The sequence below is a fragment of the Cupriavidus sp. 22TCCZM01-5 genome, from assembly GCF_057798915.1.
Genome location: NZ_JBYOJR010000038.1, coordinates 47,135 through 68,404, shown reverse-complemented (window position 1 = coordinate 68,404; position 21,270 = coordinate 47,135). Strand labels below are relative to the sequence as shown.

Genomic DNA, 21,270 nt, shown 5'->3' with positions numbered 1-21,270 from the left:
TTCACTGATTTGCTGGAGCAGGCTAAAGCACTGCATTAGCTAATTTCGCAACAGCTTCTAAGGAAATCAAAGACCAGGAGTACCGGGTCGGTCTCACACCGGCCAGCGTGCGCGAGCTGGTTGCCCGCGGTCACAAGGTGACGGTCCAGACTGGCGCCGGAGCTGCAATTGGCCTCTCCGACCACGCCTACAAGCTGGCCGGCGCCCAGTTGGCTGAGGATGCTCAAGCCGTATACGCATCGGTCGAGATGGTCGTGAAAGTCAAGGAGCCGCAACCGGCCGAGCGAGCGCTGCTCAAGCCCGGGCAAATCGTGTACGCGTACCTGCACTTGGCGGCGGATCGCGAGCAAACCTTGGACCTGATGAAATCCGGCGCCGTCTGCATTGCCTACGAAACCGTGACAGCCTTGGACGGCCGCCTTCCCTTGCTGGCGCCAATGAGCGAGGTGGCCGGCCGCATGTCGGTGCAGGTGGCTGCCGCCTATCTTGAGAAGCCGCGGGGTGGCATGGGTGTGCTGCTGGGCGGTGTGCCGGGGGTTGCACCAGCCCACATAGTAGTGATTGGGGCTGGCGTAGTCGGTGCCAATGCGATCCAGATTGCCGTCGGCACAGGGGCGCGTGTCACGGTTCTGGACCGGAACGTCGACCGCCTGCGGCACCTGGCACTTGTCTACGGCAATCGGCTGGTCACGCTCTATTCCAGTGCGGACGCCATCGAGCGCGCCCTTCTCACGGCCGATGCGGTGATTGGTGCGGTCCTTGTACCAGGCGACGAGGCACCTAAGCTAGTGACGCGTGCGATGGTCGCCCGCATGAAGGCCGGCTCCGTAGTGGTGGACGTGGCAATCGATCAGGGGGGCTGCTTCGAGACCTCGCGCCCCACCAGCCATACGGATCCGATCTATGTTGTGGACGGAGTGCTGCACTACTGCGTGACCAACATGCCGGCTGCCGTTGCCAGGACGTCCACCTTTGCCCTGAACAACGCCACCATCGGGTATGCAATGGCGATCGCCGACAAGGGCTGGTCCCGCGCGCTCGGCGAAGATCCTTGCCTGCGTGCCGGTCTGAATATCTGTCGCGGTAACGTGACCTATGCGGCAATCGCGCGTGCCCACGGCTGCGCGTATGTGCCAGCCGAACAGGTGCTGGCGTGAACCAGGCGGGATCCGAGCTCTGTTCTCAGCCTGATGTCGGCACAAGCCCTATTTCTGAACTGGCGCTGGCGGCGCCTTTGAGCGGCTTTGCCGGCAATCAGATGATAGCCGGCTGCCAACTCTCGGCGCGCCCATGAACTAGGGCGTACCGTTACGCTTCCCAAAACTGCTGAGGCAGCGGGCGCGGCAAACAAGATCCCGGTGAAGGGCGCCTGAACGCAGAGCGTCGTCCCGGTGGGAATCCTGCAATCGCTGGATTCCCGCTCTCGGGATTATGTCTGTGCAAGGGATGACCGCATCGACTTTGCCGCCCTCCGGCTTGCACGGTGGCCATTTCACAAGGAGTGGGAATGGATACGCAAAAAGCTGCACCGCAGGCCGCTACCGCCAGCGAGATCCGCGACATCATCGGATTGCTGGAGGACGAAGTGGTGGAAAGGATTCTGGACGAAGCACCCACAAGCGCCGAGGTCTTGGAAGCTTACACATGGTTTCGATCGGAGCACAGACTGCAGCGTCGTCATCGCTTCGAATTGCAGGGAAAGGCTGCGCGCGCACTCGAGATCCTGGAAAGCGAGGAGCCTAGTTCGGAAGGCTGAGCAGAACTATTGTGTCATCACTCGCTGCGGCAACAGGGGCACGCCGATGCGCATTCGTCCAGGGGTGGTAACAGGCGTGATCGCGAGTCTCCAGATGGGAAAGGGCGAGATGTCAGCTGAAATGACAGCGGGGACCGAAGTCCCCACCGGCTGTCTTGGTCTACAAGGCTTCAGCGGCCCCGGCGTTGGCCTCAGGCGGCCAATGCAAAACGCTCATCGTTGGCGTCTATGGATTTGCTTCATTTACGTCGATCGCCTGACGGGTTGCCTGCGCCCCTTTGCACGCCCTGTCGAAACCAATGCACCCCCACCTCAGCGCATAGCAATACGCTCAGGTGGAGGTGAGGGGAGTCGAACCCCTGTCCAGAACGCCTCCAGGTTGCCGGAATTACAACCATGTTCTCAATATGGAGGGGGCCGCAGTCTTTTTCAAGACCGTTCGAGGCCAGCCTTCAGCGCCAGTACCGATCGGCGTCAGGGCCCCCGAGAGGTCCGCCTCGACTGTCACTGCCGTGACGGACGATCCATATCGCCCCAGCGAGCAGGAGATGACGCGCGACGACCTCTAAATTACTCGACGACCTTGAGGATACCGGGTTCTGGCAGACAACCACGGCGCCATGTCGAAGTAACTGGCGAAGCAGGCTTGTTACGCGTTGCGGCTTCCCGAGCGTAGTCTGGATACTTTGATCCAGCCCAAATCGCGGTCTCCGGAAGGAACTAGTCTGACAGGGAAGTCACTGCCGCAATGCCGCAGCGAGGCTTCCGCATGCGGTCGCTATGGCAGGCCGCGAGGGCGGCAGGTCTCCACTTGCATACGGTAGTCATACCCGTTCTTAGCTCTAGCAAGGATCAGACATGTACCAACGCATTCTGGTCGCCCTAGACGGCGGCGCAGCTTCCGAGGCCGCGCTGGATGATGCTATTCCACTTGCGCAGGCCATGGGTGCCGAGGTGGAGGTGATCTATGTGGTAGATGACAGCAGTCCGTTTCTCGACGTCACGGGGATGGACCCGGTCAGGCTGATCGATGACCTGATGATGGTTGGGGAAAGCGTGCTCTCGTCAGCAGCGAACAAGCTCGGGCGGGCTGGCGTACGTCATTGCACGCGCCTGCTGAGCAAACACATGATCCAGGACGACATCGCAACGACCATCGTGGCGGAAGCTGCCGGATGGCCTGCAGACCTGATCGTAATGGGCACGCACGGACGCCGTGGCGCACGTCGGCTAATCATGGGCAGCGTATCCCGAGGAGTCACGGTCCAGACAAACCTGCCAGTGCTGCTGGTCTGTCAGGGCAGGGATGGCATCCACAGCCCGATTTCGTCTCACGGTAAGGAGTTAGCATGAGCTACAGCAGCATCCTGGTTCACCTGGACGGCAACAGGCACACGGCGAGCCGCCTCGCGCTCGCGTCGCAACTGGCGAACTCACATGACTGTCCGCTGATCGGCATCATGGGAGGCTTCATTCCCGATCCGGCATGGTTCTATCTGATGGACAACGCCGCGCTCTACCTCGAAGCGGACCGGCAGCGCCGTCAGTTGGCAAAGGAGAGCATTCGTGACCAGTTCCACAAGGCGACGAAACACTTATCCGCCGGCGTGGAATGGCGGTCGGCCGAGCATGATGTGTTGTCGACGGTGCTCCGGGAATCGCGCGAGGCAGGGCTGGTTGTTGCCGGTCAGTACGATGCAAATGGCGAGGAAGGTCCAGTAGCGGCACAGATCCTCGAGGCCTTGCTGTTGGAAAGCGGCCGGCCGGTTCTTGTGGTCCCGTGTGACGGGGGATTCCCTGCAACAGGTTCGCGTGTGATGGTCGCCTGGAACGGAAGCCGGGAAGCGACGCGGGCATTGCACGACGCGTTGCCGATGATCGGCGGAACGAAGGCACGCGTGCTATGCGCCCAGACTTCGGTCCAGGAGGCAAGGCCGGACGCGACGCCGGTGGCCCACGCGGTGCGTGTCCTCGAACGTCACGGAGTGACGGTGGAGGTCGAACACGGCCCGGGCGGTTCCGACCTGGCCATCGGTAAACTGCTGCTGTCGCGAGCCGCCGACTTCGATGCCGACCTGATCGTCATGGGCGCATATGGCCACGGGCGGATGCGCGAGCTTGTCTTGGGCGGCGTTACCCGAACCTTGTTGTCGTCGATGACCGTACCAGTGCTCTTTTCGCATTGAGCCACGGATCGCCGTGCCGATGCCGGATCTCCGGCCTATCCGGCAAGTTCGCCCCCCAATACCGATGGCGCGAAGAAGCCGGAAGGGAAAGCCCAGTGATCGCTGAGCCAGGTTGTCCGTCACGTTCGCCGCACGCCGGCTCGCCGTCCCTTGTCTTTCGTGCAGCACAATGACATGTACCATCGAGTCGGTTGCTTCTCGATGGTGGCGCGACGAGTGACGTTGAACCGGATCGGGCCATTGTGATTGCTACAGCCTCTTCTGGCTTTCAGCGAGGACGCAAACGACTCGGAGTACGCGCAGTCGCGTTGCGATAGGTCGCAAAGGCGGACGCTAGATCTTCATACAGATAAGACTGTGAGCCGAAATGGTCTTCCAGCGCCTCTGCGGTCACCTCAAGGTCAGGACGGATTCGGGAAGGAGAATCTGGCTCATGGCAGCAATCCCGCGTGCAAGCGGTTGACTGTTATCACTCTGCGTCGCTGCGCGCGAGCAGAACAGGAAGCCTGGTCCTGCCAATCACGCCTTGCGACACGCTTCCCATCACGAGGCGTCGGAAGCCACGCCGCCCGTGCGTTCCCATGACGATCAGGTCGGCCTTCCACTTTCCGGCTTCCGAAACGATGGTGTCGGCAACCAGATCGGGGGAGTCAGCGCGCTCCAGCAGTCGGGTGACGCACAGAATTCCTGCGGCGCCGATCCTGTCCGCCGTCCTGGCAAGGATCTCGCGACCGCGGGTGGTGACCTTCCTGAGAACATCCGTTGATTCGCTGTAGCTCACCTCGAACGGGAAGTCACTGTCATCCACAACGAAGAGAACCCTGATGTCCGCACCGGTTGCCTTGGCTACGGTAATGGCCTGTTCGACAGCAAGCTCTCCTGAACGGCTGCCATCGACGGCCAGGAGGATACGTTGATACATGATGGTGCTTCCCCTGGGAGTGCGGTACGGAGGCAACGGCATTGCCGATCGTCCTGCCGTCCTGCATCAAGGCTAGATGCCACGACGCAGTGGGGCTTGACGTGCATCAAGCGGGACGAGGGCGTTGCGGCGGCTGCGGGTCGTCGGCAGGAAGCTTGACATATGACAAGCCCACGCATGGACGAGGATCTACATTGAATCGCGGAACACCACATCGGATAAGCGGAGAATCCATGGACTTTGCCACCATCCTGGTTCACCTGGATGCCAGCCGACGCATGCACCAGCGCCTGAACATCGCCATTCAGCTTGCGAAGAAGTTCCAGGCGACGCTGGTCGGTATGCTTGCGATCGGGCAACCGGATCCCCGTTCCGTCCGCTATCTGGTGGATGGCGATCGGTACCTGGCGTCATACAGCGAATGGCATCGACAGGTCGCCGAAGTCGCCCGCCATGCATTCCAGGGGGCCACGGACGAACTGCTGACGCCGACCGAGTGGTACGCGCCCGAGTGGGCCACGGCCGACAACGTCGTGGCGCAAGCACATACCGCGGACCTGCTGGTACTGGGGCAGCATGACCCTGCAGACAAGGATGCCTATGTCCAGCATCACTTCGTCGAGTCCGTCGTACTGCAATGCGGCCGGCCCGTGCTGGTCATTCCCTATGCCGGAGTCTTTCCGGAGATCGGCAAGAGGATCCTCGTGGCGTGGAATGGCAGCCGTGAAGCGGCGCGAGCCATCCAAGACGCTCTTCCGTTCCTCCGGCGCGCCGAGACTGTCGAGGTGGTTGCCTGGAACGCACCGAACCTGTCGGCGGACCTGTGGCTTTCGCCGCCGCGATTCGCCATCGAATGGCTGGCGCGACACGGCGTGCAGGCAGGGCTTCACGACTTCACGGCCGTCAGCGGCGACGACACCGGACAGATGCTGCTCTCGCTGGCGGCGGACTGTGGGGCCGACCTGATCGTGATGGGTGCCTATGGTCATGGCCGGATGCGAGAGCTTGTGCTCGGCGGCGTAACGCGCACCATGCTGCAATCGATGACCGTACCTGTCCTGCTGTCGCACTGACACTTCCGGCGCGCAGGAGACAGCCATGAACAGGCGTTCAGCAATACGGGCGCGGGCAGTGGCGTGGTCTTGCCTGGTGTCAGCGACGCTGTTCTTGTCGATATCCATGAAGGCGTTGTAACGCTCAGCGTGCATCTCCTCAGCTACGCAGAGAAGCTCGCTGCGGAGCGAGCCGCCGAGAAGGTGTCGGGCGCGCGCGCGGTGGTCGTGAATCTGGATGTGAGGCCTGCAAGCGTCGTTAGCGACGAAGCGATTGCTACTGCTGCACGCGATGCTCCAGTGGGAGCGGATCGAAGCCGCGTCGCGTCGGCATGCCGAGCGTGAGGCGAAGCATACTAATGTATCGATGCGGGACGGCACGGTGACGCTCAGCGGCCATGTGGACACGCGCGCCGAGCGACTGGCGGCTATCGGCGCTGCATGGTCGGCGCCCGGCGTGGGCGCCGTGGTGGACAACCTGCAACTGTCCTGACAGGCGGTGTGCCAGCGAGCGCCGCTGGCGCAAGGAGGCTTGATTATGCCTTGGAGTTTCGGCAACTATCCCTCGTCGATGAAGAACCTTCCACCCGCAGTCAGGGAAAAGGCGATTGAGATTGCGAATGCGTTGCTGGACGAGGGGTATGCAGATGGCATGGCGATTCGCATTGCAATCGCTCAGGCGCATCGCTGGGCCGCGCGTCATGCCGATGAACTGGCCCCGCAGGAGCGAGGCCGCGCGCTGCCCTAATACCCAAAGCATCCCCAGGTCCCTTCCTCTCCGTGAAATGGATCCTTGGGCGACGGTCGTCAATATTCCGCCGGGCTGCGCACAAGCAGGACAGGTTTGCGGCTCTGGTGGACGACAGCTTGAGCCACGCTGCCCACGACGACGCGAAGGTATCCGCGCCGCCCATGCGTACCCAGGACAATCAGGTCGGCATTGCACTGGTCGGCCTGTGCAAGGATGGTCTCGGCAAGGCGGCGCTTCGACACGGGATTGTCCAGCAACGCCACGGCATGGCGGACGCCCGCAGCGCCCAGCAGCTTCGACGCTCCGGCGAGGACTTCCTGTCCATGCGGAGAAGGTCTTGGCGGTCAATGAAAGCGACGCTGAGCAGCGCCCCGCTATCGTCGACCACGTAGATCACCTTTACCTCCGCATCAGACGCCTTGGCAAGATCGATGGCTTGCATCACCGCCAGCCGCGAGGCGTGGCTGCCATCTGTCGCAACAGGATTCTTCTGTACATGGATGCCCTCTGTCTCCCAAACGACGGCGCAGAAAAGTCCAATGCGCCTTTGAGCAGCGTAGGCGGGATGCTCATAGCAGTATTGACTCAACTCAAGGATGCAAGGGCCGGCTTGCGGCCAGCCGGCGAATGCGGCACGTGCAGACCAAATACCGATCTCTTTGATCCAGCCCAAATCCGGGCTCCGCCTGCCATCTACCTTAGCTGCACGGGTCTTGCCCCCGCCGGGCTCCGAGAGGATGGCGGGCGTGCGCCTTGCATCCCGCCGAAGCGGCGCGCTGGCATGGCCCCGGCAGTTCTGGAGACCAACATGACCCATCCTATTGTTTCAGCCGAAGCCACAGTGGAGTTCGTGAACCTTCCCGAGCCCCGGACCGAAGGTGGCATGCCCCTGCTCACAGCGCTTCACAACAGGTGCTCCACCAGAAGCTTTGCGCAGCGCCCGCTGGACGACGTGCTGCTATCCACGCTGTTGTGGGCTGCCTTTGGCATCAACCGTTCCAATAGTGGCCTGCGCACGGCGCCTTCGGCCCGCAACTGGCAGGAGATCGATCTCTATGTCGCCTTGCCCGAGGGACTCTACGTGCTCGAGCCTGTGGGCTGGCGGCTTCGCCTGGTGACCGGCGAAGACCTGCGGGCAGCCACGGGCTTGCAGGACTATGTGTCGACCGCGCCGCTGAATCTGGTCTATGTCAGCAAGCTGTCGAAGCTCGATGAGACCGACAAGCCGCTGCGCCAGTTCTATACTGCCCTGGATGCCGGGTTCATCAGCCAGAACGTCTACCTGTTCTGCGCCGCGTGGGGCTTGGCAACAGTCGCGCGAGGTTTGGTGGACCGTCGCGCGCTCGCCAAGGCAATGCGGCTCGATCCTGACCAGCGAGTCGTCCTGGCCCAAAGCGTCGGCTTTCCCGCGTAGCAGCTGGACGCGCAATCTAAAGGGGGACAACATGCCGTTCATCAACAGAGAGGATGCCGCCAGGCAACTGGCGCGCGCACTGAGCAAGTTCGCAGGCAAGCATCCGCTGGTACTGGCGGTACCCCGTGGCGCTGTGCCGATGGGCGCCATCATCGCCACCGCCCTAGGTGGCGACTTGGACATCGTGCTCGTACGCAAACTTGGTGCGCCGGGCAATCCCGAGCTCGCCATCGGGGCCGTGGACGAGAGCGGCTGGACCCATCTGACACCCCAAGCGGCCATGGCCGGTGCCTACAGTGAGTACGTCGATCGGGAGCGCACGGCGCAACTGGAGGAACTGCGCCGACGCCGCGCCCGCTACACGCCCGGTCGCGAAGCAGCCAGTGCGGCAGGACGGTGGGTGATTGTCGTGGACGACGGCCTGGCGACCGGCGCCTCGATGATGGCGGCGTTGCATGCCATCCGGCAGCAGAAGCCACTGCATCTGGTATGCGCGGTTCCGGTGGCCCCGCCGCAGACGCTGGAGCGCCTGCGTCCGTTTGTCGATGAAATAGTGTGTCTGGAGGCGCCACCGCAATTCCATTCGGTCGGGCAGTTCTACCGCGAATTTCCCCAGGTCGAGGACGAGCAGGTCGTGGCCGCCCTGAACGCGCGCTGAGTCCGGAACATGCAAGACGAGGCCGCCGATACCGCTCCGGACGCTGGCGCAGGCCATCGGCAACGGGTCACCATCCCGGGGATCCTGCTACTGGCATTCATGCTGCTCGTCAATGACCGGGCCAAGCTCACCGGGTTGCTGGTCGGCATCACGTTCTCCGTGGGATGATCGAGACGACATCGCTCTTTACCGGCGTCTTGAACCGCTTATCGTCGACGGTGTTCAACATAGGCGCCAGCATCTGGGTCATGGATCCGGCCGTCAACACGGTGGCCAACACGATCGGCACGCCGGACTATGTACTGGACGGCGGGCGCTTTGCGGTGCCGCTTTACTCGGGCGGCGCGCTGGTGCGTCTGAACAGCGGTAGTTATCAGCCTGTGACAGTTGTTGGGATTGACGACACGAGCCTGTTCGGCCCCCGCCGGTCGTACGCGGCAGCATCGATGAGCTCTTTGCCGAGAATGCCATTCTCGTCGTCAAGGACGCGGAATACCGAAAGCTGGAGCATCCGGAAGTGGGCATCGACCATAGAGGCGTGATCGTAGGGCTTGCTGAGGTGTCGAGCAGCGGCCTGTTCGGGGTGCCGCCGCTCTATATGACATAGCGGCGCGCGATTCAGCATCTGCCGACCAGCCGTTACACGATCTCGTATATTCTGGAGCCGAACACGCCCGAGGACACGTTCCGCATCCAGCAGGCGGTCGGCCGGCTTGGCTACACCGCGCTCACCAAGGGAAAGTTTATTGACCGCATTTCCGATTTCTATGAGTACCAGACCGGGCTGCACGCAGGCAACTGGCGCTGACGCGCGCCGGCGCATGGACGTACGACATTCGCAACCAGGACAAGCAGCGCGATGCGTTGCGAAAGGCCGCCGATGCGGCCGACGCCCAGCTGCGGAAATACGTGGTGCGCGCCCCGATGGACGGGGTGGTCCTGTCGGTCAATACCGCCGTGGGGGCCTATGTATCACCACAAGGGACGTATGATACCTATACACAGGGCAATCAACCCATTGCCGTCCTGAGCAGCCAGCAGGACTGGCTGGCGGTCGGTGTCTACCTAGACGAGATTCTCGTGCACCGGCTGCAGCTCAGCCGTGGTATGCAGGCGCGCATGTTTGTGCGTGGCACTGACACCAGCATCGCGCAGGAGTTTGTCCGGCTACAGCCATACCTGACGCCGAAAATCCAGCTCTCGGACCAGAGAACGGACGTGTTGATGTCCGCGTGCTGGCCGTGATCTTTCGCTTCAGGAGACCTTCGCAGCCGGCGATCTACCCAGGGCAACTGGTGGACGTGTATCTGGGCGGGGCACCGTGAGCTTGCGTCGACACTTCGGCAAGCCGCTTGCGGCGATGCTGACGGCCGCGCTTTGGGGGTGTGCGGTCGGGCCGGATTTCGTGGTACCGCCGGCGCCGGCGGTACCCAACTATGTACGTGGCGTGGATACTGAGAGCACACCTCCAGGCGAGGGGCAGATACGGCATTTTGCCTCCCGGGAGCCCGTGCCGGCGCAGTGGTGGCGGATGTTTGGCAGCGATGCCCTGGACTGCGCCCTGGACGCGGCGTTGGCCGGGAATCCCAGCCTGCGGATCGCCGAAGCGAACCTTCTGCAGGCCGACGCAGCAGCCCCTGCCGGCGCCGGCGTGTTCTAACCGCAGGTTGCTGTACAGGCACAAGCGTGGCGCCAGACCGGGACGCCGTGCGTATGGGGAGCGACGCCCCTCCCGGCATCTTCAATGTGTTCACGCTGGGAGCCACAATCAGCTACGCATTGGACCTGTTCGGCGGTAACGCCGCACGGTGGAGGTGAAGCGGCACAGGCGGAAGTGCATCGTTACGCAGTCGGTGCGATTTGGCTCACGTTGACCGGCACGCTCGTCAATACCGCGATTGCGCGGGCCGGCTATGCGGCACAGATCGACGCCACTGACGCGTTGGTGAAGGTGGTGCGCGAGCAAATGGAAGCGCGGGCGGGCGTGAACTGGCACGTGGTGATGAAGCCAGTTGAGCAAAGCAAACCGCTTGGCGCAATCCTCGATCAGGCCACAAGTTGGACAGCGCGAACAAGGTCATAAGTTGCGCAGTGTTCTGGAATCAAGGCGGGCGTCCGCGCCAAATTCGAGCATCCGACGCAGACACGTGGCTTTATTGACAGGCATCAACCCAGATCACTCGGCGCTCGCTACCTTAAAACAAGCCGTCATCGAACCGAGGTCGCCCATGTACCGCCCCGTTCCTCTAGCCATTGGTGGCAGCTGCTCGTCCCGGCTCGCGCTGAAGGAAGCCGTGTCGCTGGCACTGGTCACGCACGCGGAGGTGTGCGCTGTGCTTGCCGCCGACGACCGCGAATTCATCTTTGAAACTGGGCGCGTCCACCGCCCGGCATTGATGGCCGAGGCGAGCCTTGCAGATGCCAATCAGTCGAGCCTGGATCTCATTGTGATGGAAGCGTACGGGCACCACGGCGTTCGAGGCACCATGCCGGGTTTCATCTCAGAGCAGGTCGTTGCCAAGGGGTGTCCACGCTGCTGGTGCGCGATCCGTCCGATGGTGACGCACTCTAAGAGTCGACTCCTATTGCGACCGGCAATCGGGGCCGCTATCGAAATCAAATGGGGGACAGGCAAATGCCGATTTCAAGAGGCCTTAGCATCGGGATACCGTCGCTGTTGGCTGCTCTGTTGGCCGCGGGTTGCGCAACGCAGACGGAATCGGTGCAAGACCGCGTACAAATCATGGAGCAGCGGGGCATTCCCTACGCTTGTGCCAGAGACGACGAAGCCAGTAAGCGGGCCATGCAGGACGTCGCCGAGCGCTTTAATGTCCGACTCAGCATGGTTGATGCGAGCGGCGCCAGGCCGCTGAGCGGGGTCACCGTGGTCGTGGCCAGCGCCGATGGCAAACCGGTGCTGCGCATTGTCGCCGGTGGTCCACTGTTATACATGCGACTTAAGCCAGGCGCGTACCGGCTCACGGTGGGGTACCAAGGTCGCGACCAGATGCGAGACATCGTTGTTGCGAACCAGGCCTTGGATATGACGTTCCGATTCCAGGTGAATAAGCTGGAAGACGGCTGGCTACTTTGCACAAGTGCGAGCTGCCCTTGCCGCTGAACTGAGCCGACACTCGGCCGCGCATGCGCCGCTCGGCAAGTCGCGTTCGAGCAGCAGCAGCGTCGGCGTGGGCGTGTTGCCCGGCAGTAGGGCGGTCTTCGCCTCAGCCAGCCTGAAAGCCCACCCGAGCGGCCATGACGCAGATTGCCAACACGCGTGCGGCGAAAGGCGGGTAGGGCAAGTGATCGTTGGACTAGGCCACCAGTACCTGCGCAAGCAGTCCGCCGGTAGGGTTTGCCTTGTCGATCACCTATACCGGGGCATTGCTGCCTCGGCCGCTCTGGCTTCTCTCGGTAAGCGAGCGATGCCATCTGGCGACACAAGCCTCGCCATACAGGAGCTGGCGCCATGACTCACACGTTGCCATCGTCGGCGGGTGCGCCTGATCAAACCGAACAGGCAGCTCAACGAATTCGCCAGCGCGCCGGTGAATTCCTTCCCCAGATTGGCATGATTCTTGGTTCCGGGCTCGGTGGTTTGGCGCGAGCAATCGAAAATGCCATCGTGATTCCCTATGCGGATCTGCCGGGATTCCCGCAATCGCTGGTTGAAGGCCACGCCGGTGAACTTATCCTCGGCCGGTTGAGCGGAGTGGATGTGATGTGCATGCGAGGCCGGCAGCATTTCTATGAAGGGCATGGCACGACGGGTATGACGCAGGCGGTCCGAACAATGAAACGGATCGGATGCGACCGGCTAATCGTGACATGTGCAGCAGGCTCGCTGCGCCCCGAAGTGGGACCTGGCCGTCTGGTAGCGATCACGGATCACATCAATCTGCTACCCGGCAATCCATTGATCGGCCCCAACGATGACAGGATCGGGCCCCGTTTTTGCCCTATGGCGAACGCGTACGATGCGGACTTGCGTCAAGAGTTGCAGGCCGTCGCCCAGGCGCTGGGACTGCCCTGGGCCGAAGGCGTCTACGTGGCGTTCAGCGGCCCGACATTCGAGACCGCTGCAGAGATCCGAATGATGCAAGCCATTGGTGGCGACGTCGTGGGTATGTCGACAGTTCCGGAGGTAATCAGCGCAAGGCATTGCGGCCTGCGGGTGCTTGCCATTGCTTCCATTACCAACCTCGCCGAGGGAATTGGGAATGAAGTTCTGTCTCACGAGCTGACGTTGCAGTATGCGTCGATGGCCTTGGCCGACCTGCAGCGACTGGTACTCGGCTGGCTCGAACAACAGGCGTCGTAGGGCTGGGGGCACGAGGCCAACTCACTCAACCTGTCAGGCGGTTGGCAAACTCGCGCCAGAACAACTCCAATACCAGTCGGGCTCCGCCAACGGCTCCGATGCCATTCAGGCGATTGAGGTGACCGATCTTCGCGCGCGCGGGCTCGGGCAGACCCGTCGGGCGCGCCTTCTCTGGTGCAGTCGCTGTTCAGCCAATGCCAGCGGCTCGCACACGCGTAGCAACCCTTGTTGGAACTCCGCCGGTAGTGAGGCGCTGTCGTGACACCGTACCTGGCCAGCGGCCAAGGATACCCAATCCGCTATCAAAAGCATTCCGGTTATGATGAGTCCGCACACCTGCATCTCTTTGATATAAGGGACACTCGATCCGTACCGAAGCTTTTCTTGGACGGTCGGCTTGAAGGGCGGTGCATCTATCGATGCAGCAATGACCGACAGTTAGCCGCCTTTCTGGGCCTCACCGAGGGTATTACCGGGTACTTTTCGTCTTGACTCTGCGTACAGGCGTGACTTTTTCCACCAGGGATGGTGCCAATCGGCCCCCGTCCGCGTGCCGCAGTCACTTGATGGGGGCGAGCGAGGCAATCGCGCAAGCGCTCAATCTCCGCCGTAGTCTTGCCTAGCTGGGATCACCCCTCGCACGCCGCCGCGCGGGTTGCCCACATCGCCCGCATAGCGAGGAATCAGGTGGATATGAACGTGCATGACGGTTTGTCCGGCGTGCACGCCTATGTTGACCCCGACATTGAATCCGTCGGGATGGAATTCGGCCTCAAGGCGTGTCTTCATTTCCCGCACCAGCGCATGCAAGGCGGCAAACTCCGCTTCCGTCGCATCGAAATAGTCAGCGAAATGACGGTTCGGGATGATCAGCGCATGGCCAGGCGCGACCGGGTACCGGTCATACCGGACGTGGGCCAACGCGTTGCTCGCTATGATCCCATCTGACGTGCAGAACGGACAGGGGTCTATGTGCAGGTCGGCCTGTGAGAGATCATTTGGCATGAGCAAGTCTCCCTGTCATCTGTTGAGAACTCGTTGCCAACGCGGCTCGGGAGTTCGCGGCGGCAACCCTATCGATCCCATGGTAGGCCAGGCAGCCGACAGCGCCAGAGGGCTCCCACTCAGCCTGCACAGCAGTCGCATCGAAATGCACCCGAAGGGCCTGCGTTCATAATCCGGAGTCAACCGGTTGAGCCCGATCGCGCCATATGGGCTCAAATGTTTAAATGCAATTAATCGCCAGCACTGCCAGCCAACACCCTTGTGGAGCTAGCAAGCGGCTTTCCGGACGGTCACCGTGTCAATCTACGGCAAAGGGACGATCCCCCCTGGTTGCACGCGGAAGGCTGGCCTCGGGCTGGCTGTCGCGGCAGCTTAGCAGCGCCTGGTCGCTGCCGGGCGTGGCCATGGCCGCCACCTGCGGCGCAAGGTAGCGCAACACCCTGACCGCCAGCGCGCTGGTAAAACTGTAGCGCGCCGCATAAGGCTCGCGCGCATGAACCGTCACGGTGCCGAAGTAACGCTCGCCCAGCGTGAACACGAAGGTGGCTGAACGTGTGACCGAGCGCGAGGCGATCAACCGTCCGCCCGGCCCGTACACCTGCAAGCGCTGGTCACCCGTGCCGGTCTTGCCGGCCACCGGCAGCGGCGCCGCGCCCTTGCCCCGCACCACGAAGGCACCCAGGATGGACCTGGCGGTGCCGCGCTCTACCACATCAAGCATCGAGCGCCGCACCACCGTGGTCAGCTCCGGCGGCAGGAGGCGCTTGCCCGGGCCAGGCTGCAGCACGTACCGCGTCGAATACGGCGTGTTGGCGGCAAAATCGAGGCTGCGCACGCTGGCCGATTGCGAGGTGACGCCGCCATTCAGGATGATGCCGGCCAGCTCCGCCAGCGCCGCAGGCCGGTCGCCAGAGGCACCGATGGCGGTCGCGTAAGACGGCGTCAACGAATCGAACGGATGGCCCAGCCGCTGCCAGCGCTTGGCGATGTGCTGGAATGCGTCCTGCTCGAGCAGCGTGCGGATGCGGTTGTCCTGCCCGAACTTGCTGTGCGAGCGGAACAGCCAGCGGTATACGTACTGCCGCTCGGCGGTGCTGTCGTGCAGGATCTGCGACAAGGTGGCATCCGGGTGCTTGCCCAGGTATTCCACCATCCACAGTTCCAACGGGTGGATGCGCGAAAGGTAGCCGCGGTCGTTGAGGTTGAACTTGTCGTGGCCGTACTTGCGATAGAGCGCTGGCAGGTCTTCTCCCGCGAGCTGCTTGTCCGACAGGCGCGAGCGCATGATCCGGATAAAGCTTTCCTCGTCCAGCTCCGGGCGGGCGCTGAGCAGCGTCACCGACATGCGCACCGCGCTCAGGTGAGGCGAGCTCATTTTCACGCGGCCCAGCAGGGTGGCCAGCCTCTGTTCCGAATCCCTTCCGCGGTAGCGCTGGTAGAAGCCTAACATGTAGGCGCTGCCTTCCTGGTCCGCAAAGCGCTCCAGGTAGGCGCGGCGCTCGGGCGAGCCGCGGTCCTCGAAGATGTTTCTGACGTCCGGCCGGGCATGGAAGATCTCGTAGCGCACGATGTCGCGCATGATCCGGATGAAGACCAGGTTGACCGAGTGCTGGAAGCCCTCGCGCACGGTCATGTTGCGCTCGCCCTCCCAACGCTCGAAATTGGAGAAGCTCTGCATCCCGCCCCCGGTGAAGAAGCCTTCACCGGTGCTGCCGGAATACTTGCGCTCCATCGCCGCCTCCAGCATGGGCGTCAGCTCGCGCTCGGCCGGCGTGCCGGTCTTGACAAGGTAGTCGACGGCCCAATGGCTGAGCACATCCTGCTTCGCCAGCTGCACACCGGCCAGTTCGGCGCGGCTCATGCCGGCATAGCGCGCGTGCAGTTCGGTGATGATCTCCAGGTAGGTCACCAGCGTGCGCAGCTTGGCGGTGGACCCCAGGTTGAGCCGGCCACCGCTGTTGATGTCGAAAGGCTGTTCGATGTTGTCCGCCTGCACCCGCACGACACTTGCATTGCCCACGCGCTCGTACAGCGTGAAGCTGGCGATCAGGTGCGAAGGGTCGTCCTGCTCGCGCAGCAGGTTGTGGCCATACAGCTCCATGGTGTGCGCGTCGGTCTTGTCGTGGATGCGCATCAGCACGTCGGTGGCAAGGCGCTGGGCTTCGCGGTTGATGGTGCTGTCCACGGTCAGATCCAGGCGGTCCATGTCGTAGCGGCTGTCGACCCCGGTGAGCCCGCCAATGTCGGTGCGCACGCGGTTGACCGCCTTGCGGGTGACGAAGGGCTCCTGCGCGGGCGTCTCTGGTGGCGCAGCCTTGTCCAGCGACTGCGTCAGCGCGGCGTCGCGCAGCTCGGGCGTGATGACGCCGTTGGCTGCCAGCAGGCGCAGGTAACTGCCGGTCAGCGTCTCCAGGTTGGTGTCGTCGCGGCGCAGGTGGTACGAGGGGCGGCGCTGCGAGATGATCAGCGACAGCGCGCGCTTGAAGGCCTGGGCCTCGCGGCCGGTAGGCGCGCGCAGGTCCATCTCCTTCATCAGCCGGTTGGCCTCGCCGAAGTCTTCGCCGTACCATACCCACAGTGCATCGCCGATGCCGTTGACCTCGCCGAAACCCACGCGCGCGGACAGCGGCACCGTGTTGAGGTAGTCGACCACGATGCGTTCGCGCGCACGCCGCGTATCCGGCCCGTCCAGATAGGCGCGAAGCGAGGCCGACGCCATCTGTCGGAATTTCTCGGAGATGGATTGCGTTCGGCCCTCTGGCGAATGCCGGTATTTTTCGATCTGGGTAGCCAGCGTGCTGCCGCCCGGGGATTCATAACCCTTGTCGACCAGCCGGACGGCCTGGTCCATCACCGCGCGCGACAAGCGCTTCCAATCGAGCGCCGGGTTCAGGTTCGGGTACTCGGGGTTGAGCAGCCCCTGGTTCTCCACGAACAGCAGCGAGCTGACCAGCAACGGCGGCACTGCGGCAAAGTCCTCGTATTGCCGCTGCGGGTAGCGCTCCAGCACCAGTGTCAGGCCATTGCAGTCGCGCAGGGCGAGGCCGGCCTGGTTCTTCTCGCGGTACGGGGGAAAAATGCCATGGTCCATCAGCTGGACCAACTCGGGCGACATGCGCGCTTGTTCGGCCGGCACGTAGCCGTGCCGCTCGAGCCGTTGCGCGAAGGCGGGCAGGCGCCCGTAGCCGAGGCGTGCGTCGTAAGGGCCGGAATGCGGGAAGCGAATGCTGTCGCTGGCGCCTGGCTGGACCTCGAACGTCAGCTGCCTGGTGAAGCGGCCGAAGTAGTACGCCTGCCATTGCGAATTGCGCACCTCACTGATGGCGAGGCTGTAAACGACATACCCGCCCCCACAGAGGGCGGCCGCCAAGCCAGCCAAAATCCAGCCACGTCGTGACACGTCGGCAACCCCATCATGCCGAGCCCCGCCGCCGGGGTGGTCGTGCCGCCGGCTCCAAGCGCAAGCGAGGCGGGCCAGGGCCGGCACGCACCGCTCTGTTTATATATTAGCAGGACGGGGTCGCTCTTATAAGCTAAGCATGCAAGTGCAAGCACTGTTGCTAGCGCACTCAAGGCCGGCTGGCGTTCACGCTTCGGCCCGCATCAGCGGCAAGTCAGGCGCAGTCTCGGAATGATCAGCACGATCGGCACCTTGAACATCGGCTGATCACGCCCACACCGCTCGCCCCAGTTACGCACGGCGCTGACGCCACAGCCACGGCAGTACTGCCGCCGCGCTTTCGGCTCAAGCCGCATGGCGCGCCAGCGCTACCCATTGGGGTTGATTGCAACACGCACCCGTCGTGTCCGACCCGATCGCAGCAAACCTCGCGGCAATTTCACTGTCGCTGTAGCGATATGGGTTCATGGCTTGAATAGCGTGGTGGTGGCTGGAGGGAAGGTAGCAATGCAGGTAGCTTGCCACGATGGTGCCGTGATCATAGATGGCTTTGCCCTGTGCGGTTTGGCGATGTTGGCTCATTCTAGGTCTTGCTGGTCCAACCGATGATCCAGAAAATATTTCACAACCGTACCGGCAGATTTCGCACGCATGACCGCGCCGCCGCTGCCAGAAGGGCTGCAACACCTCCGCGGGCGTGCCCATGCTGCCTTTGCGCACCAGGCTGTAGCGCTTGTTGGCGGTAGGCGTGACGCCGTCACGGCAGGACAGGAGGCCGCAGACCTCGCGGTGCAGCGCGCGGGTGTCGGGGAAACGCCCGCGCAACTCGGCCAGATCGGCCTGCAGCGCGGCGTCGGTCAGATCCCAGGTCGGCAGCCGGCATCGATCATGCGGCGTGTCCAGAAGTCACCCTGGCGTTTTTGACGCTGCCGGCTCAACGGGCGATGACGCACTCTCAGGCTGCGCGACTTTCTCTGGGAGCTGATGGCGCCACTGCGCATAGCATTCCAGCCCGCAGAAGTAGGCGACGTAGTCGCATGCCTCAGGGACGATCGCCTCGGACTTCGGTACCTCCTTCATGCAGATCTCGCAGGGGACGAGCTCTATCGGTGGGTCAGGCTTGCTCATGGCGCTACTCCCGGCACCGCGGCGGAGAGACTTCACGGCAACGGCGCATTGACGTCGACGGCCAGATGGCCAGCCAACGGATCCAGGTTGGGCGAGAAGATGGAGTCGCTATCGATCAGTGAACTCCATTCAGTATCAAGCATCCGCTTTTGCGGAGCGCCGTGGTTGATCTGCGTCAAAGCGAGACCTGTGCGAGCAATCGGGGCGTCGTGCTGGAGTGGGGGGCCGATCCTAGAGGACGCCCGCCAAGGTTCCGCCCCCCATGCCCTGGTCGCTTCAAACCCCGCGGGCTGGCAAGCCCCGGGAGCGACAAATCGGCGCCGCTTTTGCTTCGTGAGTGAGCACTTGGGGCACCGACTAGGTTGCGGTATATGGCCGTCTAGCCGCGGCCAGTGGTGGCGAGGGCACCCCACGGTGCCCATTGCGTCCGATTGACGCGGACCAGGGCTGTCGAGGCGCCGGGGCCCTGGCCGGCCGGAATCACGGCTGCTCCTTTGCGCTGCCCCCCTGCACGGTGTCCAGGTCGCCCGCCGCTTTGCGCTGCGCCGGCTCGGCAGTGGTAAGCCGATCGGCGAGCGCCGCGGCCTGGGCTTCAAGCCGGGCCCGAGCTCTGTTGAGGTTCGTGCCCTCGGAACGTCCGATGCTCGAGCCAAGCTTCTGTGGACCCTAAACCCGAATGACGAGGTCGGAATACTTCCAGACGTGTTCGTCGGCCGGGGGCAGTCGCAAGGGTTCGGTGATCGCCTGGGCGATCAGCAGCCGATCAAACGGATCGCGATGGTAGTTGGGCAGATGACGCACTGCGGCGGCATGCGTGTTCGTCACAGAAAGCTCGCGAAAGCCTGCGGCGGTGATTTCGGCGATGAGTTCGTCGACATCGACTTCGATCTGGTCGAGGCCCGCCTTGATGGCGATCTCCCAGAGGCTGGCCGCACTGATGAAGACCTCCTCGGCCTCCAGGATGAGTTGCTCCGCGGTCTGGCTCAACTTCGGGTCATGCGTGACCGCCCAGAGGAAAACAGGGGTATCGAGCAGGATGCGTATTACCGTCCTTCGAATGCGGCGAGCAAGTCGCCAGGGAGCGGGGCATCGAATGGCTGGACTAGGACCCCACGCACCTGGCCAGCCAGGGCAACGAGCTCGGCTTTCAGCGGCCAATTGACTGGTACCCCGCTGTATGGGCGCGCGCCCGCGAGCGATTGGCGCGCAGCGTTCAATTTAGCGTCGCCGCTGCCCCGCAGCACTTCTTGAACTTCTTGGCGCTCCCGCACGGGCCGGATTCGGCGCGTAGGGCGGGCCATTGCCTTCGCGAAAAAGCGCGCAGGTGGAGGAGATTGAGCTGCTCGGCCTGATAATTTCATTTTCATGAAATTACCTTAAACCTCCGGCTCAAGTGCCCAGTGGGCGCACGTTGCCAAGCGGCAGCGTCGCGGCAAATGGGGGGCGGTATCGGGATGGCTGCGCGCGAGCGACCAGGCTGCCGGACGCCAAAAGCAAAAAACCCTACGCTTCGAAAAGGGTAGGGTTGGTCTCCGTCAGAAGCACCACATCCCACATCCGGTGCGGGTCACTTCTGAGCAATACGGAGCGGACTTCTTTCAGGTGTCCTCGAAAACGACTACTGCGGAGGCAGATCGGGCTTTGATCTCCGCCCACGGCTCGCAGCGCTTAGAGGGCCGAGCGGTCCGACACGATGTGGTACCGGGCGCCGTCCGTATAGGTGTCGAACTTGCCGGCCTTGGCGCCATCGACAAACGTGTCGAATTTGCCGTGCGGCACACGAAGTACGCGCCGTTCTTCCAAGAGTCGGCGGAGAGGGGCGAGCGCTCGAATCGCGCTGCCCTTGGCTGCCAAGAGTGGTGCGCTGGCGTCGGATAACTGCATAGAGCCGGGGCATAAATGCGGACCGGTCTGCCGGCCCGCATTTATGCCATTTATGCCGACACTGCGCGACCCATCAACCCCCTAGCGATAACGCTCCGACGGATTGCTATTGGGCAAGATGCCTCTGGATGTCGTCGTAGATATCGTCTCGCCTACCTATCGCGAGCACCATTACCACGACGACATCGTCCCGTACTTGGTAGACCAGCCGATAACCACGCGCCCGTAATTTGATTTTGTAGCAGTCGGGCAAACCGTGAAGTGCTGCAGCTGGTACGCGCGGGTGCTCCAAACGCTCCTTCAGCTTTTTCCCGAGTTGCGTGCGTGTGTCGCCATCCAGCTTGTCCCACTCCCTCTTCGCGGACAGCTTGAACTCAAGCCTATAGCGCATCCGGATCCACCTCCACACTAGGCTCGTTCATGCGCTCTCGCGCCAGGTCGGCGAGCTCGTAGTCTTCCAGACGCTCCATCAGCACTTCATATTGCCTGGCCGTCAGCAAGTACGCGACCGGCTTGTTGCGGTTAAGCACTGCCACGACGCCTTCCTCGGCGTGTGCAATGACCAGGTTCGGGTTCGTCTTGAGTTCCGAGATCCCGACCGACTGATTCGCAAGGATCGTTTCCATATCGCCACCCTTAACAGACTTGTTACGTGACCTAACAATAGCCCTATTAGTAGGTCTTGTCAAAGTTGGGCCGGCGACCGTTCACGAAGGGCGCGCATGGGGTATTTACTAGACATAAGCGCAGTTATGTCTAAACTAATGCAACAATCGTTAGATATTAAACGTAT

The 21,270-nt window shown here is 62.7% G+C and carries 24 protein-coding genes, 1 other RNA gene and 3 pseudogenes; 15 read left to right on the top strand and 13 right to left on the bottom strand.

What is annotated here, in order from left to right; genetic code table 11:
- Positions 1–65: 65 nt before the first annotated feature.
- Entirely contained in the window at positions 66–1,157 is a 1,092-nt protein-coding gene (gene ald, locus AC3FNH_RS27500) for an alanine dehydrogenase (RefSeq protein WP_488722320.1), read from the top strand.
- Positions 1,158–1,507: 350 nt separating this feature from the next.
- Positions 1,508–1,756, top strand: coding sequence for a hypothetical protein (locus AC3FNH_RS27495; protein WP_488722316.1), 249 nt, complete (start codon positions 1,508–1,510; stop codon positions 1,754–1,756).
- 122 nt (positions 1,757–1,878) lie between these two features.
- Here AC3FNH_RS27495 and ssrA read toward each other — a convergent pair.
- Positions 1,879–2,203, bottom strand: a transfer-messenger RNA (tmRNA) gene (gene ssrA, locus AC3FNH_RS27490).
- A 411-nt stretch (positions 2,204–2,614) separates the two neighbouring features.
- On the opposite strand from ssrA, the gene AC3FNH_RS27485 reads away from it, so the two are divergent.
- Positions 2,615–3,109, top strand: coding sequence for a universal stress protein (locus AC3FNH_RS27485; RefSeq protein ID WP_488722315.1), 495 nt, complete (start codon positions 2,615–2,617; stop codon positions 3,107–3,109).
- Entirely contained in the window at positions 3,106–3,942 is an 837-nt protein-coding gene (locus tag AC3FNH_RS27480) for a universal stress protein (RefSeq protein WP_488722314.1), read from the top strand. Before AC3FNH_RS27485 ends, AC3FNH_RS27480 begins: the two co-directional genes overlap by 4 nt.
- 469 nt (positions 3,943–4,411) lie before the next feature.
- Here the strand turns inward: AC3FNH_RS27480 and AC3FNH_RS27475 are convergent, their stop codons facing one another.
- Entirely contained in the window at positions 4,412–4,864 is a 453-nt protein-coding gene (locus tag AC3FNH_RS27475; RefSeq protein ID WP_488722313.1) for a universal stress protein, read from the bottom strand.
- 233 nt (positions 4,865–5,097) lie between these two features.
- Between AC3FNH_RS27475 and AC3FNH_RS27470 the strand changes: the two genes are divergently transcribed.
- The 3 genes from AC3FNH_RS27470 to AC3FNH_RS27460 all read left to right on the top strand — a co-directional run bounded on the left by AC3FNH_RS27470 (position 5,098) and on the right by AC3FNH_RS27460 (position 6,664).
- The gene (locus AC3FNH_RS27470) at positions 5,098–5,937 is read left to right on the top strand and encodes a universal stress protein (protein ID WP_488722312.1); all 840 of its coding nucleotides are present in this window, start codon (positions 5,098–5,100) and stop codon (positions 5,935–5,937) included.
- A 253-nt stretch (positions 5,938–6,190) separates the two neighbouring features.
- Positions 6,191–6,409 carry a BON domain-containing protein gene (locus AC3FNH_RS27465; protein ID WP_488722311.1) on the top strand — a complete coding sequence of 73 codons (219 nt, stop codon included), beginning with the start codon at positions 6,191–6,193 and terminating at the stop codon, positions 6,407–6,409.
- A 45-nt stretch (positions 6,410–6,454) separates the two neighbouring features.
- Positions 6,455–6,664, top strand: a complete 210-nt coding sequence (locus AC3FNH_RS27460; protein WP_276103513.1) for a DUF2188 domain-containing protein — start codon at positions 6,455–6,457, stop codon at positions 6,662–6,664.
- 59 nt (positions 6,665–6,723) lie between these two features.
- On the opposite strand, the gene AC3FNH_RS27455 is transcribed toward AC3FNH_RS27460, so the two are convergent.
- Both AC3FNH_RS27455 and AC3FNH_RS27450 read right to left on the bottom strand, forming a co-directional pair.
- On the bottom strand, positions 6,724–6,909 hold the full coding sequence (locus tag AC3FNH_RS27455; protein WP_488722310.1) for a universal stress protein: 186 nt from the start codon (positions 6,907–6,909) through the stop codon (positions 6,724–6,726).
- Positions 6,846–7,109, bottom strand: coding sequence for a hypothetical protein (locus AC3FNH_RS27450; RefSeq protein ID WP_488722319.1), 264 nt, complete (start codon positions 7,107–7,109; stop codon positions 6,846–6,848). Before AC3FNH_RS27450 ends, AC3FNH_RS27455 begins: the two co-directional genes overlap by 64 nt.
- A gap of 366 nt (positions 7,110–7,475) precedes the next feature.
- Between AC3FNH_RS27450 and AC3FNH_RS27445 the strand changes: the two genes are divergently transcribed.
- The 8 genes and pseudogenes from AC3FNH_RS27445 (at position 7,476) to AC3FNH_RS27410 (ending at position 13,060) form a co-directional block, all read left to right on the top strand.
- Positions 7,476–8,081, top strand: a complete 606-nt coding sequence (locus AC3FNH_RS27445) for a nitroreductase family protein (RefSeq protein WP_488722309.1) — start codon at positions 7,476–7,478, stop codon at positions 8,079–8,081.
- Positions 8,082–8,112: 31 nt separating this feature from the next.
- Positions 8,113–8,739 (top strand): phosphoribosyltransferase, encoded by a 627-nt coding sequence (locus AC3FNH_RS27440; protein ID WP_488722308.1) that lies wholly within the window; start codon positions 8,113–8,115, stop codon positions 8,737–8,739.
- Between the two features lie 72 nt (positions 8,740–8,811).
- Positions 8,812–9,526, top strand: a pseudogene (locus AC3FNH_RS27435) (ABC transporter permease); the annotation flags it as partial.
- Positions 9,527–9,531: 5 nt separating this feature from the next.
- Positions 9,532–10,064 (top strand): annotated as a pseudogene (locus tag AC3FNH_RS27430) (HlyD family secretion protein); the annotation flags it as partial.
- A gap of 2 nt (positions 10,065–10,066) precedes the next feature.
- Positions 10,067–10,399 carry a hypothetical protein gene (locus AC3FNH_RS27425; RefSeq protein WP_488722307.1) on the top strand — a complete coding sequence of 111 codons (333 nt, stop codon included), beginning with the start codon at positions 10,067–10,069 and terminating at the stop codon, positions 10,397–10,399.
- A gap of 210 nt (positions 10,400–10,609) precedes the next feature.
- Positions 10,610–10,822, top strand: coding sequence for a hypothetical protein (locus AC3FNH_RS27420; RefSeq protein WP_488722306.1), 213 nt, complete (start codon positions 10,610–10,612; stop codon positions 10,820–10,822).
- A 552-nt stretch (positions 10,823–11,374) separates the two neighbouring features.
- Positions 11,375–11,860 carry a carboxypeptidase-like regulatory domain-containing protein gene (locus tag AC3FNH_RS27415; protein ID WP_488722305.1) on the top strand — a complete coding sequence of 162 codons (486 nt, stop codon included), beginning with the start codon at positions 11,375–11,377 and terminating at the stop codon, positions 11,858–11,860.
- 348 nt (positions 11,861–12,208) lie between these two features.
- Positions 12,209–13,060, top strand: a complete 852-nt coding sequence (locus AC3FNH_RS27410) for a purine-nucleoside phosphorylase (protein ID WP_488722304.1) — start codon at positions 12,209–12,211, stop codon at positions 13,058–13,060.
- A gap of 597 nt (positions 13,061–13,657) precedes the next feature.
- Here AC3FNH_RS27410 and AC3FNH_RS27405 read toward each other — a convergent pair.
- The 9 genes and pseudogenes from AC3FNH_RS27405 to AC3FNH_RS27365 form a co-directional block, all read right to left on the bottom strand.
- Positions 13,658–14,065 (bottom strand): HIT family protein, encoded by a 408-nt coding sequence (locus tag AC3FNH_RS27405; RefSeq protein ID WP_488722303.1) that lies wholly within the window; start codon positions 14,063–14,065, stop codon positions 13,658–13,660.
- Positions 14,066–14,363: 298 nt separating this feature from the next.
- Positions 14,364–17,465: a transglycosylase domain-containing protein gene (locus AC3FNH_RS27400; protein ID WP_488722302.1), complete on the bottom strand. Its 3,102-nt coding sequence runs from the start codon at positions 17,463–17,465 to the stop codon at positions 14,364–14,366.
- Between the two features lie 345 nt (positions 17,466–17,810).
- Positions 17,811–18,047, bottom strand: coding sequence for a hypothetical protein (locus tag AC3FNH_RS27395; RefSeq protein ID WP_488722321.1), 237 nt, complete (start codon positions 18,045–18,047; stop codon positions 17,811–17,813).
- Between the two features lie 72 nt (positions 18,048–18,119).
- Positions 18,120–18,348: pseudogene (locus AC3FNH_RS27390) on the bottom strand (DNA-binding protein); the annotation flags it as partial.
- A gap of 23 nt (positions 18,349–18,371) precedes the next feature.
- On the bottom strand, positions 18,372–18,593 hold the full coding sequence (locus AC3FNH_RS27385; RefSeq protein WP_084085821.1) for a DUF3330 domain-containing protein: 222 nt from the start codon (positions 18,591–18,593) through the stop codon (positions 18,372–18,374).
- A 666-nt stretch (positions 18,594–19,259) separates the two neighbouring features.
- The gene (locus AC3FNH_RS27380; RefSeq protein WP_488722318.1) at positions 19,260–19,637 is read right to left on the bottom strand and encodes a type II toxin-antitoxin system VapC family toxin; all 378 of its coding nucleotides are present in this window, start codon (positions 19,635–19,637) and stop codon (positions 19,260–19,262) included.
- 169 nt (positions 19,638–19,806) lie between these two features.
- Positions 19,807–19,917, bottom strand: a complete 111-nt coding sequence (locus tag AC3FNH_RS27375; RefSeq protein ID WP_488722317.1) for an SEC-C metal-binding domain-containing protein — start codon at positions 19,915–19,917, stop codon at positions 19,807–19,809.
- 666 nt (positions 19,918–20,583) lie between these two features.
- Positions 20,584–20,868: a type II toxin-antitoxin system RelE family toxin gene (locus tag AC3FNH_RS27370; protein ID WP_435386589.1), complete on the bottom strand. Its 285-nt coding sequence runs from the start codon at positions 20,866–20,868 to the stop codon at positions 20,584–20,586.
- Positions 20,858–21,103 carry a type II toxin-antitoxin system Phd/YefM family antitoxin gene (locus AC3FNH_RS27365; RefSeq protein WP_488722301.1) on the bottom strand — a complete coding sequence of 82 codons (246 nt, stop codon included), beginning with the start codon at positions 21,101–21,103 and terminating at the stop codon, positions 20,858–20,860. Before AC3FNH_RS27365 ends, AC3FNH_RS27370 begins: the two co-directional genes overlap by 11 nt.
- Positions 21,104–21,270: the final 167 nt, after the last annotated feature.

Excerpts from the sequence above, each read along its gene's own strand:
- AC3FNH_RS27495 (WP_488722316.1), top strand. The coding sequence starts at position 1,508 with ATGGATACGCAAAAAGCTGCACCGCAGGCCGCTACCGCCAGCGAGATC.
- AC3FNH_RS27485 (WP_488722315.1), top strand. The coding sequence starts at position 2,615 with ATGTACCAACGCATTCTGGTCGCCCTAGACGGCGGCGCAGCTTCCGAG.
- AC3FNH_RS27480 (WP_488722314.1), top strand. The coding sequence starts at position 3,106 with ATGAGCTACAGCAGCATCCTGGTTCACCTGGACGGCAACAGGCACACG.
- AC3FNH_RS27475 (WP_488722313.1), bottom strand. The coding sequence starts at position 4,864 with ATGTATCAACGTATCCTCCTGGCCGTCGATGGCAGCCGTTCAGGAGAG.
- AC3FNH_RS27470 (WP_488722312.1), top strand. The coding sequence starts at position 5,098 with ATGGACTTTGCCACCATCCTGGTTCACCTGGATGCCAGCCGACGCATG.
- AC3FNH_RS27460 (WP_276103513.1), top strand. The coding sequence starts at position 6,455 with ATGCCTTGGAGTTTCGGCAACTATCCCTCGTCGATGAAGAACCTTCCA.
- AC3FNH_RS27450 (WP_488722319.1), bottom strand. The coding sequence starts at position 7,109 with ATGCAAGCCATCGATCTTGCCAAGGCGTCTGATGCGGAGGTAAAGGTG.
- AC3FNH_RS27445 (WP_488722309.1), top strand. The coding sequence starts at position 7,476 with ATGACCCATCCTATTGTTTCAGCCGAAGCCACAGTGGAGTTCGTGAAC.
- AC3FNH_RS27440 (WP_488722308.1), top strand. The coding sequence starts at position 8,113 with ATGCCGTTCATCAACAGAGAGGATGCCGCCAGGCAACTGGCGCGCGCA.
- AC3FNH_RS27415 (WP_488722305.1), top strand. The coding sequence starts at position 11,375 with ATGCCGATTTCAAGAGGCCTTAGCATCGGGATACCGTCGCTGTTGGCT.
- AC3FNH_RS27410 (WP_488722304.1), top strand. The coding sequence starts at position 12,209 with ATGACTCACACGTTGCCATCGTCGGCGGGTGCGCCTGATCAAACCGAA.
- AC3FNH_RS27405 (WP_488722303.1), bottom strand. The coding sequence starts at position 14,065 with ATGCCAAATGATCTCTCACAGGCCGACCTGCACATAGACCCCTGTCCG.
- AC3FNH_RS27395 (WP_488722321.1), bottom strand. The coding sequence starts at position 18,047 with ATGAGCCAACATCGCCAAACCGCACAGGGCAAAGCCATCTATGATCAC.
- AC3FNH_RS27385 (WP_084085821.1), bottom strand. The coding sequence starts at position 18,593 with ATGAGCAAGCCTGACCCACCGATAGAGCTCGTCCCCTGCGAGATCTGC.
- AC3FNH_RS27370 (WP_435386589.1), bottom strand. The coding sequence starts at position 20,868 with ATGCGCTATAGGCTTGAGTTCAAGCTGTCCGCGAAGAGGGAGTGGGAC.
- AC3FNH_RS27365 (WP_488722301.1), bottom strand. The coding sequence starts at position 21,103 with ATGGAAACGATCCTTGCGAATCAGTCGGTCGGGATCTCGGAACTCAAG.